The sequence below is a fragment of the Nocardioides sp. URHA0020 genome (genome assembly GCF_000620705.1).
Lineage (GTDB): Bacteria > Actinomycetota > Actinomycetes > Propionibacteriales > Nocardioidaceae > Nocardioides.
Genome location: NZ_JIAR01000005.1, coordinates 1 through 15436, shown reverse-complemented (window position 1 = coordinate 15436; position 15436 = coordinate 1). Strand labels below are relative to the sequence as shown.

The 15436-nt window shown below is 63.9% G+C and carries 20 protein-coding genes; 6 read left to right on the top strand and 14 right to left on the bottom strand.

All coding sequences use genetic code 11. The features are described from left to right. Positions 1-633: 633 nt before the first annotated feature. Entirely contained in the window at positions 634-897 is a 264-nt protein-coding gene (locus N542_RS0100255; RefSeq protein ID WP_155992788.1) for a hypothetical protein, read from the bottom strand. 505 nt (positions 898-1402) lie between these two features. Here N542_RS0100255 and N542_RS0100245 point away from each other — a divergent pair. Continuing rightward, on the top strand, positions 1403-2509 hold the full coding sequence (locus N542_RS0100245; protein WP_028642229.1) for a hypothetical protein: 1107 nt from the start codon (positions 1403-1405) through the stop codon (positions 2507-2509). 313 nt (positions 2510-2822) lie between these two features. On the opposite strand, the gene N542_RS22645 is transcribed toward N542_RS0100245, so the two are convergent. After that, positions 2823-3164, bottom strand: coding sequence for a hypothetical protein (locus tag N542_RS22645; protein ID WP_155992787.1), 342 nt, complete (start codon positions 3162-3164; stop codon positions 2823-2825). A 159-nt stretch (positions 3165-3323) separates the two neighbouring features. On the opposite strand from N542_RS22645, the gene N542_RS0100235 reads away from it, so the two are divergent. Further along, positions 3324-3776, top strand: a complete 453-nt coding sequence (locus tag N542_RS0100235; protein WP_028642228.1) for a hypothetical protein — start codon at positions 3324-3326, stop codon at positions 3774-3776. Positions 3777-3969: 193 nt separating this feature from the next. Here the strand turns inward: N542_RS0100235 and N542_RS0100230 are convergent, their stop codons facing one another. Both N542_RS0100230 and N542_RS22640 read right to left on the bottom strand, forming a co-directional pair. After that, complete coding sequence (locus tag N542_RS0100230; protein ID WP_028642227.1) at positions 3970-4203, bottom strand: hypothetical protein; 234 nt, start codon at positions 4201-4203, stop codon at positions 3970-3972. Between the two features lie 282 nt (positions 4204-4485). Further along, entirely contained in the window at positions 4486-4911 is a 426-nt protein-coding gene (locus N542_RS22640; protein WP_197025816.1) for a hypothetical protein, read from the bottom strand. 155 nt (positions 4912-5066) lie between these two features. Between N542_RS22640 and N542_RS0100220 the strand changes: the two genes are divergently transcribed. Further along, entirely contained in the window at positions 5067-5432 is a 366-nt protein-coding gene (locus tag N542_RS0100220; RefSeq protein WP_028642226.1) for a hypothetical protein, read from the top strand. 79 nt (positions 5433-5511) lie between these two features. On the opposite strand, the gene N542_RS0100215 is transcribed toward N542_RS0100220, so the two are convergent. The 3 genes from N542_RS0100215 to N542_RS0100200 all read right to left on the bottom strand — a co-directional run bounded on the left by N542_RS0100215 (position 5512) and on the right by N542_RS0100200 (position 7274). Further along, on the bottom strand, positions 5512-5892 hold the full coding sequence (locus tag N542_RS0100215; RefSeq protein ID WP_081794934.1) for an immunity 53 family protein: 381 nt from the start codon (positions 5890-5892) through the stop codon (positions 5512-5514). 276 nt (positions 5893-6168) lie between these two features. Further along, positions 6169-6621 carry a hypothetical protein gene (locus N542_RS0100205; RefSeq protein ID WP_028642224.1) on the bottom strand — a complete coding sequence of 151 codons (453 nt, stop codon included), beginning with the start codon at positions 6619-6621 and terminating at the stop codon, positions 6169-6171. Positions 6622-6932: 311 nt separating this feature from the next. After that, entirely contained in the window at positions 6933-7274 is a 342-nt protein-coding gene (locus N542_RS0100200) for a hypothetical protein (RefSeq protein WP_028642223.1), read from the bottom strand. Positions 7275-7452: 178 nt separating this feature from the next. Between N542_RS0100200 and N542_RS0100195 the strand changes: the two genes are divergently transcribed. Further along, positions 7453-7701 carry a hypothetical protein gene (locus N542_RS0100195; protein WP_028642222.1) on the top strand — a complete coding sequence of 83 codons (249 nt, stop codon included), beginning with the start codon at positions 7453-7455 and terminating at the stop codon, positions 7699-7701. Positions 7702-7867: 166 nt separating this feature from the next. Here the strand turns inward: N542_RS0100195 and N542_RS0100190 are convergent, their stop codons facing one another. From N542_RS0100190 to N542_RS0100170, 5 genes are all read right to left on the bottom strand, one after another. After that, positions 7868-8266, bottom strand: coding sequence for a hypothetical protein (locus N542_RS0100190; RefSeq protein WP_028642221.1), 399 nt, complete (start codon positions 8264-8266; stop codon positions 7868-7870). 56 nt (positions 8267-8322) lie between these two features. Then, on the bottom strand, positions 8323-8904 hold the full coding sequence (locus N542_RS0100185; protein ID WP_051551236.1) for a DinB family protein: 582 nt from the start codon (positions 8902-8904) through the stop codon (positions 8323-8325). A 187-nt stretch (positions 8905-9091) separates the two neighbouring features. Next, positions 9092-9553, bottom strand: a complete 462-nt coding sequence (locus N542_RS22635; protein WP_155992786.1) for a hypothetical protein — start codon at positions 9551-9553, stop codon at positions 9092-9094. A gap of 683 nt (positions 9554-10236) precedes the next feature. After that, entirely contained in the window at positions 10237-10785 is a 549-nt protein-coding gene (locus N542_RS0100175) for a hypothetical protein (RefSeq protein ID WP_028642218.1), read from the bottom strand. A 47-nt stretch (positions 10786-10832) separates the two neighbouring features. Next, positions 10833-11075, bottom strand: a complete 243-nt coding sequence (locus tag N542_RS0100170; protein WP_155992785.1) for a hypothetical protein — start codon at positions 11073-11075, stop codon at positions 10833-10835. A gap of 145 nt (positions 11076-11220) precedes the next feature. Here N542_RS0100170 and N542_RS27300 point away from each other — a divergent pair, with 145 nt between their 5' ends. Then, positions 11221-11526, top strand: coding sequence for a hypothetical protein (locus tag N542_RS27300; RefSeq protein WP_155992784.1), 306 nt, complete (start codon positions 11221-11223; stop codon positions 11524-11526). A 635-nt stretch (positions 11527-12161) separates the two neighbouring features. Here the strand turns inward: N542_RS27300 and N542_RS27295 are convergent. Both N542_RS27295 and N542_RS22630 read right to left on the bottom strand, forming a co-directional pair. Then, positions 12162-12857: a collagen-like protein gene (locus tag N542_RS27295; protein ID WP_155992783.1), complete on the bottom strand. Its 696-nt coding sequence runs from the start codon at positions 12855-12857 to the stop codon at positions 12162-12164. 523 nt (positions 12858-13380) lie between these two features. Further along, positions 13381-13743 carry a hypothetical protein gene (locus tag N542_RS22630; protein WP_051551238.1) on the bottom strand — a complete coding sequence of 121 codons (363 nt, stop codon included), beginning with the start codon at positions 13741-13743 and terminating at the stop codon, positions 13381-13383. 425 nt (positions 13744-14168) lie between these two features. Between N542_RS22630 and N542_RS0100155 the strand changes: the two genes are divergently transcribed. Then, positions 14169-14648, top strand: coding sequence for an Imm8 family immunity protein (locus N542_RS0100155; RefSeq protein ID WP_028642215.1), 480 nt, complete (start codon positions 14169-14171; stop codon positions 14646-14648). Positions 14649-15436: the final 788 nt, after the last annotated feature.

The window sequence follows — 15436 nt, the reverse complement described above, 5'->3', positions numbered from 1 at the left end:
CGAGCGCACGCTACGCGGCATGAGCGTGCGTCTCCGAGCGCACGCCACGCGGCACGAGCGTGCGTCTTCGAGCGCACGCCACGCGGCATGAACCAGCGTTAGGTTCGGCGTAGCCGCGAGCGGACGTCCGACCAACGCAAAGAGCGTGCCCACCACGGGGTCTTCCCTGGTCTACGCCGCACGTACCAAGTTGCGAGCAAGGCGAGCGTCATAACCAGCCAGACGATGCCGAAGCCCAGGCCCTCGTCGGAGATCCACCAGACCCCGAGCGCAAAGGTCCAAGCCGCAAAGACGAGTAGGAGCGGTTCAGCCTTCTGCTCTTCGCTCATGCCCGAAGCCTATGGCCTCCGACGCCACGGCAAACTGGATCGCGGCATGAGCGGATGTTCGAGTCGGGAACCCCGACACCTCCCGCCGAGGAGTGAGTTCCCCGGACCCGGCCCGGCTCGAACGGGCAGCCACCCTCACCATGCGGCGGGCAGGACGCCCCCTTACCGGGTAGGTGCGCCTTGGGCGGGTTCAGGTGGAGCGTAGATCCTGTCCGGCCCCCATAGGCACCTCTATTGAGAGGAGTCGCTCACCATCAGCGGCAGATGATTGCGCTTGGACGTCTGGTCGCTTCGGAGGCTCGACTTAGTCGCCGAGAAGACTCGCAAGAGCGAAGATGCTCACGACGATGCCGACCGGTATCGAGGCGACGACCCCGAGGATGGCTCCAACTCCAAGGCGGCGTGTTTGCGGCGACAGGCAGAGCAATACGCCGTTGACGAGAATCAGTGTCAGGACGACGAGAATGGCGTCGATCGCCCCGTCCGTGACCGGCGACCCCGAGTTGAGTGTGGGGTCAATGTCGGCATGGACGGCGAGGCTGATCGAAACGATCATCAGCGCGCTCACGTTCGCGAGAATCGCGAGGGCGGTCTTTAGCACTCTTCGCTCACGAGGCGAACGTTGCCACAATGCCTCGCCTCGTGAGGTGATTCGCTCGAACGAACCCATGCCCGCTCATCGGCACGACCGAGCGGAACGCGGCAGATGCGGATGATTCTCGGGGCTTCCCGACTGGCCGTCAGGAGACCTCAATCGCTATTCGGTTCGTCAGGGTGCGGCGTGAGTCTGGGGACGTTGATCGAAAACCAGGCTCCGTGCGAATTGAGAGTTGGCGTGGTTCTCGTACCCCTCCTGGTCCTGGTAGAGGTAGACGTGGCGCACCTGGCCATGTCGCCGGTGGTCGGGTCGACGCCGTAGATCGCATCGCATAGACCGCTGATCTCGGTCGGGTAGAGCCCAGGATCGGTGGGACTTCAGAGTCCATGTATCCACTCCCCGTCTTTCGTCTGGTGGTGCCACGGCTCTTCCCGGCTACCGCTGACCGTGCCAGGGTGAGCGCACTGAGGACCGTGTGGCGGTTCATGTCGAGATCAAGGGCAATGTGATGGCTGCGCGAACCGTCAGGCTTCGTTCGGAGTCCGGACACTTCGAGATCCAGCCGGCCGATGCCGCGGACTGGACCGTCTCGCCGGTGTCCACGAACCTCCTCCGCGCCGACGAGCCCGGCGCCCTCCTCATGGTCCTGACGGGGTCGCAAGATGGGCCATTCCGGGCTGAGCTTCAAGTCCTCGACGCGAGGCCCGCGGTCGACGAGACCTGGGAGGACATCGTCGAGGTGAGTATCAACACCCCCACTGGTCTCGTCATCTCCGATGTGCCGCCTGGACGGATCGTTGATCTGGTGGATGGTGAAGGCGAGTACCGCGTTCGCGTGAACGCCTCGGGGCGTAGCAAGGCCCGGGTAGCGGAAGCAGGTGCGGCTGAGAAGTACCTCGTTCAGGTGTGGCCCGCCCCTGTCACCGAGGCGACGCTGGTCGCCGGATGCGGTGATCTAGAGCCGTCAATCATCCCATTCACCGAGTTGCCCGAGTACCAAGCCGCTGTCGCCGGCGCTGCCCTCATAGGCCGCGCTCTCGACGCTGCCGGAGACGGCATGCCCGCGCTGTCAGGCGAGCGCGGCGACGTGGTCGTCGAGCGCGTCCTGTCGACCCGGCAGTCCGTCGCCTACGCGACGATGTCCGTCAGTGTCGGATTCGAGTACGGCTTCGCTTCTTCTAGCGGCGGGCGGCCGGTCGGCTGGTTCTTCAACAACGAACTTCCAGAGCACCAGACGATGCGGCTGACGGGAAGCGGGGGGCGGGTCCACGTTCGCATCACACGGCTCGAGATGGTCAAGCCAAGACGGGCCCGAGTTAAATGGGAATGGGTGCGTCCACCCGCTGGGTCCGTGGTCAAGTCGTACTACGAGATCAATTTTGAGCAGCTCGTCCCGGTACTGGATTTGCCTCCGGAGCGCGAAGTGACCGTCGAGAAGCTTTCCCCGGCCGAGGACGGCACTCCCCAAAGCCTGGTTCGAATCACCCACCACGACCTACCTATCGAATGGGTCGATGCGATGCGGGCCTACTGGGACTTTCACCTGGCGTACAGCGCGTCGCTCGCACCAATCAACCAGTAGAGCCGGTCGTGGTCCCTGCCGGGCGGGCGGCCGAGTATGAGGGCGCTCGTGCGCGATGATGATCTCGGAGTCCTGAAGGCTGCAGTTGCATGCAGGCGAGCCGCAGCTCAGGGTCGTGCCCTCGGACATCGATCCACAACCTGCGAGTAGATCGAACCGGCTTGAACGGGGTGCTGCCGGATGGCCCACTGAGGTGGGCGAGGAAAGTTTGCGGCCTTTGCCGGCGATCGCCCGCCTCGTCGATCGGCATACGCGGCATGAGCGTGCGTCTTCGAGCGCACCCTACGCGGCAGATGAGTGCATTGCTCGGGTCCTACGTCAGCAGGTCCTCGACCGTCTGGACGACGGCGGCGTACGCGCCATCGACGTCACGAAACTCGGGGCAGAGGCTGTCGCCTTCCCCGTCGGCAACCCACACCACGTCAGCCCAGCCCCCGGTCCAGACGCAGACCTCGATCTCGTCGTCGCCGTAGTCGATGCGAAGTCCGAGAGACTCAGGAACCTCAACGGCCGCACGATCCGGCGTGATGGGCTGCGGCCACGAAGCCCGCTCGTCTCGCCAAGTGAGTGGCCCGACGCGAGCCCGCTCGCGCCACTCAGGCATGACGCCTTCAAGGCGGCGTGCTAGTTCGTCCAGGTCAACGTGGTGTTCCACGTATCCATCGTGCCCGACCGGTGCAGGCCATGTGTCCGTTGCGCGCATCTCGGCATGACCGCGCACCATCAGCGGCATGAGCGGATGCGTCGAGCAGGGCGCGCGGACCTTTCGTTCAAACCACCACGGCTCCCGAGGAGCTGTTCGTACACTCCACCGGTGAGTGTCTCCCGGGTGGTCAACGCGTCCCTGCTAGCAATTCTCGCCCTGGCCGTCTTGGGGGGCTGCGGTGCCGGGGAATCATCCGTTGCGACTGACACTGCCTCCACGGCGACAAGCGGTTCCGCGCAGGCATCCGACGAGTCGCTGATTCGCGGGGTTGTAGCCGAGTGGGTAACGGCCAGCGAACACGGAAATTACGCTCAGGCATGCTCACTCCAGACGCGGCGGTTCACGCAGTCCCTGCTCGATGAGGCGAACGACCCTCAGTTCAACGAAGACTTTACTTTTGACTGCCCCACACTGCTGGAGGCAAGCGCTGACATCGAGGGCTCCGACGCCAAGGTTTCCGAGGTCAGGATTCAGGGATCGAAAGGTACGGCGACTGTCGACTCGAGTACTTGGCGTTTCGCCCAAGTCAGCGGTGACTGGCTAATCGACTACGCCAACTAGGCGCCAGCCCGTAAAGGCTCACCGCATAGCCGCGCGGATCGCGGCATGAGCGGACGTCGTCGTATGCATGTGCGTGGTTTCTCATTGACTCGACCCGATGTGGTCATCCAGCACTGGCCGGGATCGCGACGGTTGAGAGAACCTGGCGCGCGGTCAGTCAGTTTCGACGGCGACGACGACCGGCTTGGCTCGGTCAGTCGCCTATTGCGGACGGCGTCGCAATGCCGGGCACCCCGTTGCGGCGCTTTCGTTCGCGACGGACGTCAAGGACGGCGCTGACCGTGACGATCACGGCGAAGATCGGGAGCACCCGTATGGCCGATCCCACGTCGGTTCTGAATCCGAGGACTGCGCTGCCCAAGTTGAGTGCACCGAAAACGGTCGCGCAGATCAGGAACTTGGTGACTGCCTTTCGCGCGAGGGCCATCGACTTCCTAGTTGTGATCGTTCGTCGGGTGTGTCGGCACGAGCGCAACGTGCTCTGGGGACTGTAGCGATTCCAGGTGCGTGCGAGGCGTTGTTCGTGGATCTCGGGGTCAACGCCGTGCTCTTGTTGAACGGGTCCGGGCAGAGGGAACGAGGCCTCGGTCAGTTCTCGGGTTGGGCGGCGACGTGCCCCCAGATCGACAGGATCACGAGGCCACTCTCGCTAGCACGATCCGTCCTCATCTTGGCAGTTCCGCGCACCGTCAGCGGCATGTCCGGATGGTTAGGGCTGGGGGCGCTCGGGGTCCGAGAGCGTGACACTCCCGGAGTCGTTGACAGTGAACTGAGTGCTGCCGCGGCATCTCGGCAACTTGCGTTGAAGGCCACGTAGAACGGCGATGGACTCTGCATCCGGCATCCCGCTGGTGGTCGGCCAGTCAAGTCCCGATCCGAAGACATCGCTGGCAAAGACAGCCTCGGCGGCGGCCAACACCCGCCGCCAGTCCTGGCTTGAGAGCACCTCACCGGACTCGATGCGCTCCCAGAGCGCCCAGGTCTCGCCGGACATGGTCGCGGCTTTGGTGAAGCCGAGCGCGACAGCCAGCGCGTCCGTGGGTTTCGCTGGTCCACCCCACTCAAGCATCGCCGCTCGGAGGAACCGTCGCTCTCGGTCATCGAGCGCGAGTGGCTCATCGGGTTCTTCGGGCACGCGCAGCATGCTGCCACGGCGCGTTCCCATGCGACCGCTCATCGGCAGATCCGGTCGCCGGGGCGCAGGTCGACTGCGGTGGTTAGAAGCACCTTGCAAAACGCGCGGGTCGCGACAGATCCGGATGTTCGGCGCACTCGGCACATACTGGTGCGATGTCGAGCGAACCTCTCGCCGTACAGGTCATCGTCAACGATCCCTGGGAGTTCACTACCGAAGCTGGCACCAACGTGTTCTCGGCGTCCGTGCTCCTCGTCTCATCGGAGGCGGGTGCGCCGCGCTTTCCACTCGTCGTGCGTCTAGAAGAGCCGATCCGTGCTGCGTGCTTCGAGGGAACGGACCTCTTCGTCGTGACGGCCCATGAAAGAAGCATGGCGTACAGCCGACTGCTGGCAGGTGAGCCGATCGAGTCCGGGCTGACTGGCATCTCGAAAGCTCAGGCGGAGGGAGTCGAACCTTTCGACACCAGCAGTTGGAGGGGGCAGTTTCCCGCTGCGCGCGCGACACTGCGACTGCCTTAACCAGCCGCCAGACACTCAGTGGAACATCCGCTCATCGGCATGTGCGGAACGGCCGAGTTGCGGCAAAAGCGTGCGCTGCCTAGTTGGAGGCGGGTGCGCCTCGACCTTGAACCCACGCCCGGAAATTGAACAGGCCCTCGCCCAGGTTCAGCGGCCCACACGCGATGTGAAACGTCCCGTCCTCGATCCACATCTGTAGCCAGTCGTGCTCGCCTCGCTTGTGCTCGAATCTGTCGAACGGCCGCGCTTCTAGGTTCGTGTCGGTGAGTTCGAGGCGAACGCTCCATCCCGGGTTGTCAAGCCTCTCGATACTGACTCCGCCACCGTGTTCCCAGTATCCGTCGCAATTCGACATGTACCAGCCCTGGAGCCAGGCGAGCGCAGACGGGTCGTCGAAGTGGGCCAAGTAGTCGAAGTCGCCGTTGTCCACGACCGGCAATTCAGGGTCTGCCTCGGCCATGTGTCCTCCGTTGACGGCGCATTCGGCCGGGGTGCAACGTATCAATCCGACTCCGGTTGGCCCGACCGCTCACCGGCACTTGAGCGCACCACTTGCCGAATGCGCTGTACCGTTCGCGTCGTGTTCTCGATCCCGGTCGTTCCGCTCGTCGTCGTCATTGTCGTCGCGGTGGTCGTGATCGCGATCGGGCGATCTCGCCGGTAACCGGAGGCGCGACCCGCGTCCGCTCATCGCAGATCGGGATACTGAGGCCCATGCCGGCCGGTGATTCTCGACCTATCTAGTGGTGCAGTCGGCCTCGTGCGAAGTGGCGTCGGTGCCATCGGGACACAGAACCGCTCTTAGTGAGGTCTGGACGGAGTGCGCCTCACCATCGACCTCGTAATCGACGTTTACCGATTGAACGACGATCGGATCGGTCGCGCCGGAGGAGAGCAGTACCGCAATGTCGAGCGAGCAGCCGTTGAGTGTGCCGCCGAGATGAGTGTTGTCCGTGATCGAGCGGTACGTCGCAGGCGGCCGTCCTGGCGTTCCGATGGCATCCGGAGTGTCGTCGTACCAGGTGGCCCGGCTTGCGATGCGATCGTCTTGTCGAGTGGGAGACGTCGTGATCTTGGTGATCATCACGTCTACGGGGTCCTCACCCTGAACGAGGCAACCGGACACCTTGAACCAGAGGCCGGTGTCGACCGGATCGGCCACAAGGCCCCCGGCGGAACGCAATGTCATCGGACCCTCAGACCTGTCATCGCATGAGGTGGTGACAACGCAGACAAATAAGACCGCGACCGGGAGCCAGACCAGACGGGGTGAGCGCACTGCATCATCATGCAGGTTGCGCCGGTCGCTCGGGACATCGCCGATGAAGCCAGAACTAGCCCTGCTGCGAGCATCCGCTCATCGGCAGAACAGCGAGCTGATCGCGGCATGAGCGTGCGTCTCCGAGCGCACGCTACGCGGAAGAAGTCGTGCAGGAGCGCGCCGGATCCACCTACGGGATGGCACTGCGCGTCCGAGCAGCGCTGAGGCGTCGCTTGGGCCTACGCCAAGGCTGGCGAGACGATGAACACGAGCCAGCCGAGGAAAAGCAAGATTGCAGCAGCGGCCCCCAGCAGGACGCCGAGTCCAGCCGGGCGGGTGCGCTTCCACGGTACGAGGATGACACCGTTGACTACGACTTGAATCCACGCGGCCACGATGAACGGGGACCAGATGTCCTGCGAGACCACGTAGTCGGTTGTTTCGTGCCGGTCGTAGTCAGCCAGCACCCACACGATGTTGAGGAAGAGTGCCAGAAGGTTCGCGACTGCGAAGACTGCGGCCACTAGGACGAGCTTGCGGTCGCTGCGCCGGCGGGTGCCGTGCTCGTCCAAGACAGTCATGCCACACATCGTGCTTCACGCAGTTCCGCTAGCAATGAAGTTCCGGCGAACCCGTGGGAGCAAGTCCAAAGCGTCGGGCTCAATCATGGCCGAAGCGACCGCTCATGGGTGCGCACGCTACGCGGCAGAAGCGGGCGTTCCAGCCGCACGGCTACGAACTCGTGCCAGACTGCGCGCCGTGACCACCAAGCGCCTCGGGATCGCCGCAGCAGTCCTTGCATTCGACGCAGCGCTCCTACTGATTGTCGGCGCAGCGATGTGGAGCGAGCCCCCATTCGAGGCGGAGGAGGCTGTCGGGAAGGGGTTGATGGCTCTGGGGGCGGCGCTGGCGATCCCTGCGTTCGTCATGGTCTGCGCCTTCCTGAACGCGTGGGCCACGCAGCGGCCCGCACAAGAGGAGAGCCGTAGCGACTGGGACGTCGTCTGAGCAAGCGTTCTCGGCGCGGTTGAATCGCGCTTGACGTGAGGAAGTGCAGTGGCTGGTGCGTTGTTCACTGTCTTCATGACCGCAGCCGCGGTTGGGCGGAATGTCGGTACAACCCCCGGAACGCGGCATGATGCGTATGGACCAGGCGACAAAAACGAACCGATTGTCAATCGGGTAGCGGCCATCGGATCCCGAGGATCCTGGCGAAGACGGACGCTATTGCCATGCCGTCAAAGTCGCTCTGTCCGCCGGCCCTGACTAGAACCTCGTGCAGGTTCCACCCCTCAACGCTCAGGCGACAAAGGTTCTCCTCAGCTTCAACGTAGACCCAGTAATCGATGCAGCTCACGTCATCCCAGTACTGTTCGCCGTAGGACTCGACGATGCCGCTGTCCGGGTACGACTCAGCGAACTTGCTTGGGTCGGCCTCCCACAGGATCGCGGCAACGGGATCGTCCGGCTGGGCGGGAAGTGCGTGTCTCACGAAGCCGACGTTGGCCGCTTCGAAAACCGGGTCGCAGTAGGCGCAGACGGTCGCAGCCCACCGCCCGTCGAATGTCGTCACCGGATGAAGATAGCGGGCGGGGCAGTGCAGGACGCCCGCCTTTGGGCCTACGCTGCTCAGGCTCCGGTCCTTCCGTCGACCCCCTCGCGAAGCAAGTCGGCGTGTCCGCAGTGCTGGGCGTACTCGGTGATCATTCGGAGCATCAGCCAGCGCAGATCGACATCTTCGTACCAATCCAGCGGTCGCGCAGTCTCGTCGAGCTCGTGAGCGGCGACGATGTCGCGGGAGACGGCACACTCCTCGCGCCAGGTCTCCAAATCGGCGACGAAGTCAGCTTCCGTCGGCAGGTCGAAGTCGAGCTTGGGATTGTCTTCCGTGAAGAAGACGAACGGCACATCGCGTCGCTCGAAGTTCTGCTGGAACCACCAGCGTTCGCACCCAGCGAGGTGGCGGACCAAGCCGTGAAGCGACAACGTCGATGGCGGCATGGACCTCGTCCGCGCCTGCTCTGGGCTCAGGCCGCGACACTTCATCTCCACCGTCGCCCGGTAGTACTCCAGATACGCCGCGAGCGCCTCACGCTCGCTGGCCACGCGCGGAATGCGCGGTCGGTCATCGTCCGGCCAGTGAGGAGAGAATGCGTCGTCCGTCAGACCGGACTCCGACCCGACGGCGCCTTCTGGGCAGTTGTCGCTCATGCACCGCACCCTGCCACCGATTCCGTGCCGCAGTGATTGGTCCGACCCCTGGCAGGGACGCGGCGACTTCCCCGAGGACTTCTTGATATACGAGGAACTCAGGCGAAGGATCCACTCCAACTAGCACTCGCTCATCGGCAGGGTTGCGCAATGTCCGCGGCAGATGAGCGCGTTTGGAAAACGGGGGCTACGAGTTAAGCCCAACCGGAACGCGCTGGAAGCCTCGACACTCCTCCGGCACGACGGCATCAATTTCCGGAAACCTTCGGCGCAGGTCCGCGCCCGCCTGGATGTCGTCGCCAAGACGCACCGTCTTCCCCTCCGAACTGATCCGGAGGGATTCGCCGCTTCCTAAGACCGTGGTTCCTGGCGGCCAGACGATCAAACGGCCCTGGACCGGGCTCGAATCCACGAACCCGACACATGAATCGCCTAGTAGCCCAAGCGTCCCGCCAATGCCGGTCCCGACACTGACCGTGCCATTTTCCGCATCGTAGGCGTCCTGGCTCTCGACGATCACCACAGCCTGACCGGCGTGGAGAACCCGGGCTTGCTGATCAGCCCGAGACCCTTGCCATGCGAACAGTCCGACACCAGCAACGCACGCGACGACAAGGGTCGACATCGCGATAAGAACTGAGCGCTTCACAGGCGGATTCTAAGCAGGGGCTTCAGCCCGCAGAGCGAGGTACCCACTGCATGGAGGTCACGGAAGACGTCCGCTCATCGGTGCGGGCTCGATCTGCGGCATGTCCGGATGGCCGCACCGCACCTACCTGCGGCATGAGAGTGCGCTTGTCCGGTGTCAACAGCCCTCAACAATCATCACCAAGACCCGGCGGGAGTCATCGCGAAACTCGCCGATGTCGAACACGTGCATGCCGTTGTCGTCATCTCCGGCCCAGACCTCCTCGACCTCGGCGAGTAGGCCGGGGAGGTTCGGTCCCGTGTGCTGATGCGGAGCCCCGTGCTGAACGTGCGTGACGAGAGCGTCAGAGCGCGCGAACAATCGGCGTGCTTGCCTGGGCGTCAGGTTTTCTTGGCCTCGCCTACGCCAGAGGACTCCCGACTCGTCCGTCCAGGTGCGACGGTGAAGAGGATTGACAACCTCGTACTTCTCGCCAATGACCCTGGTCGGGACCGCGTCGTCACATACAGACGTGTACGGCAGATCAGTCACACGGGCAGTATCCGGCAACCAATGCCTGTTGGGCGTGCGAATGGCGGCCTGGGCGGGCCGGGACGAACGTCCGGGCCGACTGGATCGCGGCGTGACCGGATGGCCGCAGCGCCGCTATCTGCGGCATGAGCGGCCGTTCCAACTCCCGACGTTCAGGCGGTTGGAATACCGCTGTGAGATGCGGACTGCTCTAACGCAGTCCGTTGGCGTGGTCGCCGCATCCGGAAGAAGCAGCACGCGACGACCCCAGCCAGGCCGATGGCCACGGCGGCCACCGGGGTCCGTCCTCGCGGTGTGAGTGTCGCCGTCTCCGGGTGCGACGAGTCGTAGTACACCACTACAGAACTCTCGCGGCGGAACAGCGGCTGATAGTCGCACCATCGTTGTCCGTGGGGGGACTTCATGTGGAATTGTGCCCCATGCACGGTGTAAGCGACGTTGAAGTAGCACTCCTTGCCATCCATCCGGAAGCCGAACCCCGTGATGTCGCCAGCGGTTGATGCGTCCGTGCTCGGAACGCGCAGGATGCCGACAGCACCGAACGCGACTACGGCCAGGCTGAGAAGTAGCCACCGCCCGAACTCCGACCGCAAGACGCTCCGCAAGGTGCTCACCGGCCAGATCCTCGCATGGCGACAGTCGTGCGACAGCGCTTTGAGCGTCGTCCGCTCATCGACATGTGCGAGCTCGGACAGCGGCATGTCCGGATGGCCGCAGCGCACGCGATCTCTGCGGCATGACTGGATACTCAGGCGCTAGGGAAGCGCGGCAGCGGCACGCCGTCGAGCGTTTCCTGGACACACGTCAACCAGTCCGCCCACGAGGCGGGGTCGTTGGTCCGGTAGTGGTCGTCAGTGGGCTCAAGCGCCACAAGCATCATTTGCACGGACACGGCGTCCGGATCGGGCTCCCGATCCATGTACTGCCAGACAAGCCGGTAGGCCGTCTCGTACGCCTGGGCTTGGGTCAGTTGCACGTCGTCGTTCGCCACGAAGTGCAGGGTAGACGCGTGTTTCCCCACGACCGCTCATCGGCAGAATCGCGCACTTATCGGCGGCATGAGGGCGTGTTCGGTCCGTCGTCTGTGCGAGCTCGGACAGCGGCATGAGCGGTCACTCAGCACTACGCTCTGAATCGTGGACGGGGAGTACCCCTCAGCGGGGGTCGATGGGTTCGAGATAGGCATGTACGTCTCCTACGACGATTGTGGCGACGCTTGGGTCAAGGCACCTGACGGAACCGTCGGAACCCTCATCTGGGAGACCGGAGAATCCGCCTACTTCAAGGTCTCCATAGAGCCGAACGAGGCACGATGGGGTACCTACGCCGTGCAACTTCCGCTACCGCTCACTAACGACGACGAAGCGGCCGCCTACCTTGCTGCCCTGCTTCCTGAACTGCGGCCACGGTGGCAGGTTTGGGCACGAGAACGCAGAGCCTGACCGCACGCTCATCGGCATGACCGCGCACCATCAGCGGCATGACCGGTCACGCAAAGAGGTCCCAATGGTCCTCGTCATGACGGCACTCGCTGGGGTGCTTGGGACGACCGGGACAGTACGGACACTCCGCATCTCCGCACGCGCTGCTCGACCAGCGATCACACGAGGCGCAGAGATCAGCGTCGTGGTCGTCGCAGTAGAGCAGGTTGCTGCCGCCGCAAACCTCACACATCCGCTCCACGCGCCGAACCTAGTGCGGACAAAGCGACGTGGGAGGAGATTTTCGCACTCACATCGGCAGGAGCGAGCGGAACGCGGCATGTGAGTGCGGCCGGCTCATGGGGGAGAGGACGACGTTTCAGTCCGGGCGTATGCGACGATCCCGGCTTCAGTGCTTCGAGAGGGGACGAGTGCGGTGAGACGGAAGAAGAACTCGACCAGTGAATCGGCAAGTTCTCCCGCTGCAGAGGCAGCGTGCGCCGCGACGCCTCCGATCGACGCCGACGACGACTTCATCGCGTCCCGCTGGCCAAGCAAGATCCAACCTGCTGCTCGCATGGCACTGGAGGTTATGGCGGCCAGGGGCTGCGTTTCGGCGGCGGACGCGCTAGTGCGCAGTCCCTCCAGGAAGCTCGTCACCGGTCACGCCAGGGCGGGTTGCTCTCGTCAAACTCGTTGTAAAAGCCGTCGTAGTAGCCCTCGGGGACGATTGCGCACATCGCCTCGACGTATCCCTGAATACGTTCACCAACCGTGAATGCTGAGCCGTCGGACTTGCCTACGGTCACGCGGAAGCTCTCGTGGTTGTAGTCGTCGTGGATTGGTCGCTGATCCAGGACGACCAGCCTCGAGACGGGCTGGTCGGTGTTGTCGACGATGCTGGCCGCACCATTGCCGGTGATGACCCGTTCGCCCGTTTCGTGCGAAGCCGTAGTGCAGGAATTGTAGATCGTGAAGGACCTGGTGCCCGGTTCGGTTGCGGTTCTTTCGAATGACATGCCGTTAACCGTGAGATGGGAGACCCCAGCCGGCGCATCCTTGCCGTCGGCTCCAGCCGGTCCAGGTACACCGGTTTCTCCCTTCGCCCCCTCGGTACCGGGGAGTCCCCGGATGCCCGCTGCGCCACGCTGGTTCCAGACGAGCTTGGTTTCTCCCCTCTTGCAGGTGGCGGCGTTGGTCACAATTCGCATCGTGCCGGAGCTCTTGGTGTAGCAAGCGGCGATGACGCCGTCCGTCGATGGAATAGCGGCCCGGGCAACCCAAGCCCCTCCACTGATCGCGAGGGCAAGTCCTCCGGTGCTGAGCGCAGCGGTCTTCAGAGTGCGGCTCATCGGGGTGCCTCTCAGGCGGATGCGAAGCGATAGCCCCGCAACCTATTGCCGGAGGGGGTGGCGCACAGCCCTACTTTTGGGGAAGGGGAGCGCTCGCCACAGAGCGCCGTCGAAATGGGCGTCCAGTTGCCTTCTCGGAGCCAATCGCGCAGTGACAGGTCGCCTGCCTATAGGCCCTTGGCCCACGGTCGCGACGACATCGTCATTGGCTTACTGGACATCGCAAGCGATTGATGTCCCGGGTAAGGGTTCGCCGTTGACGAGGGCAGAAGCGATCGGCCACTCATTGGCAGATCCGGTCGCTCGGGAGCAGGTCGACCGCGGTGGTTAGAAGCACCTTGCAAAACGCGCGGCTCGCGACATGAGCGTGCGTCTTCGAGCGCGCGCTACGCGGCACGACCGCGGAACGCGGCAGATTCGGATGTCGGCTTGGGAGTCACCCGGCCCCCGTCAGGTACCGCGCGGATCGCCGCATGAGCGTGCGTCTTCGAGCGCACGCTACGCGGCATGAGCGTGCGTCTCGTCAGGTGGTCTGAGTCAGCCACCAGTCAAGGCTGGTCGTCGTCGCCTCCAAAGCATCGAGCCTCTCAACGGCGTGTGCAACGACTTCGCTGGGGAGTCGAACGTTGTGCTCGCTCACGTAGTGGGCAAGTCCCTCGGGCCACTGGTAGACACCGTCGGTGTACTCCAAGGCACCGTTGTCCTCTCCGCAGAACCGACACGGCGACAGACCCATGTACGAGACCGCCATCGTGCCGGAGGTGAGGTATGCCCAGACCGTTTGACGCTCGTCGTCGTCCCAAGTCGCGTCAATCAGCGAGTGGGGATCAGGGAACTCTGGATTCCGCTCGTTTCGCCAGTACCCGATGAGCCGCCGGATCTCCATGGTTGACAGTCTCACCGGAGCGCACGACGTACGCACGCTCATCGGCACGACCGAGCGGATCGCGGCACGACCGGATAGCGCGTCACGAGGCAGAAGGTCGGTTCCGTCGGCGCTCACGGCCGGGTCGCGGCTCTTCGAGAAGGAATACGATAGGCAGTGCGATGAGCGACGGCCAGGCCAAGAGCCGCGCCCCGTGAGAGACGTCAGAATCATGTGGCGCGACGGCCGCAACGAACCAAGCCATGACGAACGCCGCGGCAAATCCGAGATAGATCGGGCGCGCCAGCAGCAAGCGGACATGCCCCATGAGCCAACTCACCTGATCACTATTCCACGGTGGACCGAGAGGTGACGTGGCAATCGGTCATTGACATGTGCGAGCTCAGACAGCGGCATGAGCGTGCACTCGCTGTGATACTCAGCCCATGGGTCCGGAGGGTGTCTTCGCCGAGGTCAAGCAGGTCCTCTACAACTGGTGGGGCCGCATCGAGCCAGATGCTGGGGCAACTCACTTCGGCGTTAGCGCCCAGGTGCTCATCGGTTCGATGGACTGCGACGACGCCGATTCGTTCGATTGCATCCTGTGTTCGCCCAGCATGTTCGCCGAACGATTTGACCTCACGCAATGGGGCTCTGGGTTCGCGGAAGATGTCCTGCCAGGCGGAGATGTGCTGCCGGTTCATGGAGTGTGGCTCATGAGGGCGTGGTCACCGGCAGCCTTCGAAGCAGCCGTTGCGCGGCTTGTCACTGCAAGTAGTCCAGGTCCTGACTGGGGGACGGTTGCCAACCGCATCGGTCTCCACCTGCCCTGGGAATACGACTATAGGCATGACGACGAACTGAACCAGGGCGGTGGATTGCCGAGAATGGCGCACTCCTTCTGGCACGACGAGGCCCGCAAGTAGCCTCGGGCCAAGCCTCCGCACATCGGCAGTTCCGAGCTCGGACAGCGGCATGAGCGTGCGTCTCCGAGCGCGTCAGAAGATGCCTGAGCCCAAGACCCAGAGGACCCACGCCAGCGCACAGGCACAGCCGCCCATCAACAAGCCCGGTTGGGCCGCCCGGCGAGACGTGAAACCTAGGGCCATGCCAAGGATGGCTAGAGCACTGCCGCAAGCAGCCAGCACGAGTGGTCCGGTCCACCTCCAACTTTCCGCGACACCTACTCCGCAGGTGTCGTCGCACCTGAAACTCCACAGGAGCCACGAGAACAGAAGCCAGCCAAGCGCAGCGAAGCCCACCACGAGGGTGACAACGACCTTGGCAGCGACCAGCCATGACTCACCGCGAGAATCGACCGGCTCTGTGGAACCCATGCGCGGCATCGTTTCACCACGGGACTCACTTTGCTGGTCAAACGACACAGACAGTCGAATGACCAGATCGACCCGGTCAGAGCCGGCACCTGACGAACGAGTCTGAAACGGCAGCGACGACCTCAATTCGGCGGGAGTGCGCGCCCCACTCCCGGCATGAGCGGATGTGCGGCGACAGGTCAGCTTGACTCACTCATCATCGAGATTCTCGATACCTTCACCCCGTGCCACCGATGACCGCCTCCGGGACTCCGCCGCCCGACATCTCTGGCTGGATGTACATCGCCTGCCTCGGGGTCGTCGCGCTGGGCGCCTTCAACGTTTGGCGCTTCCGCACAGGCTGGCGAATGCTCGGCAAGTACTACCGCCCAGGAACG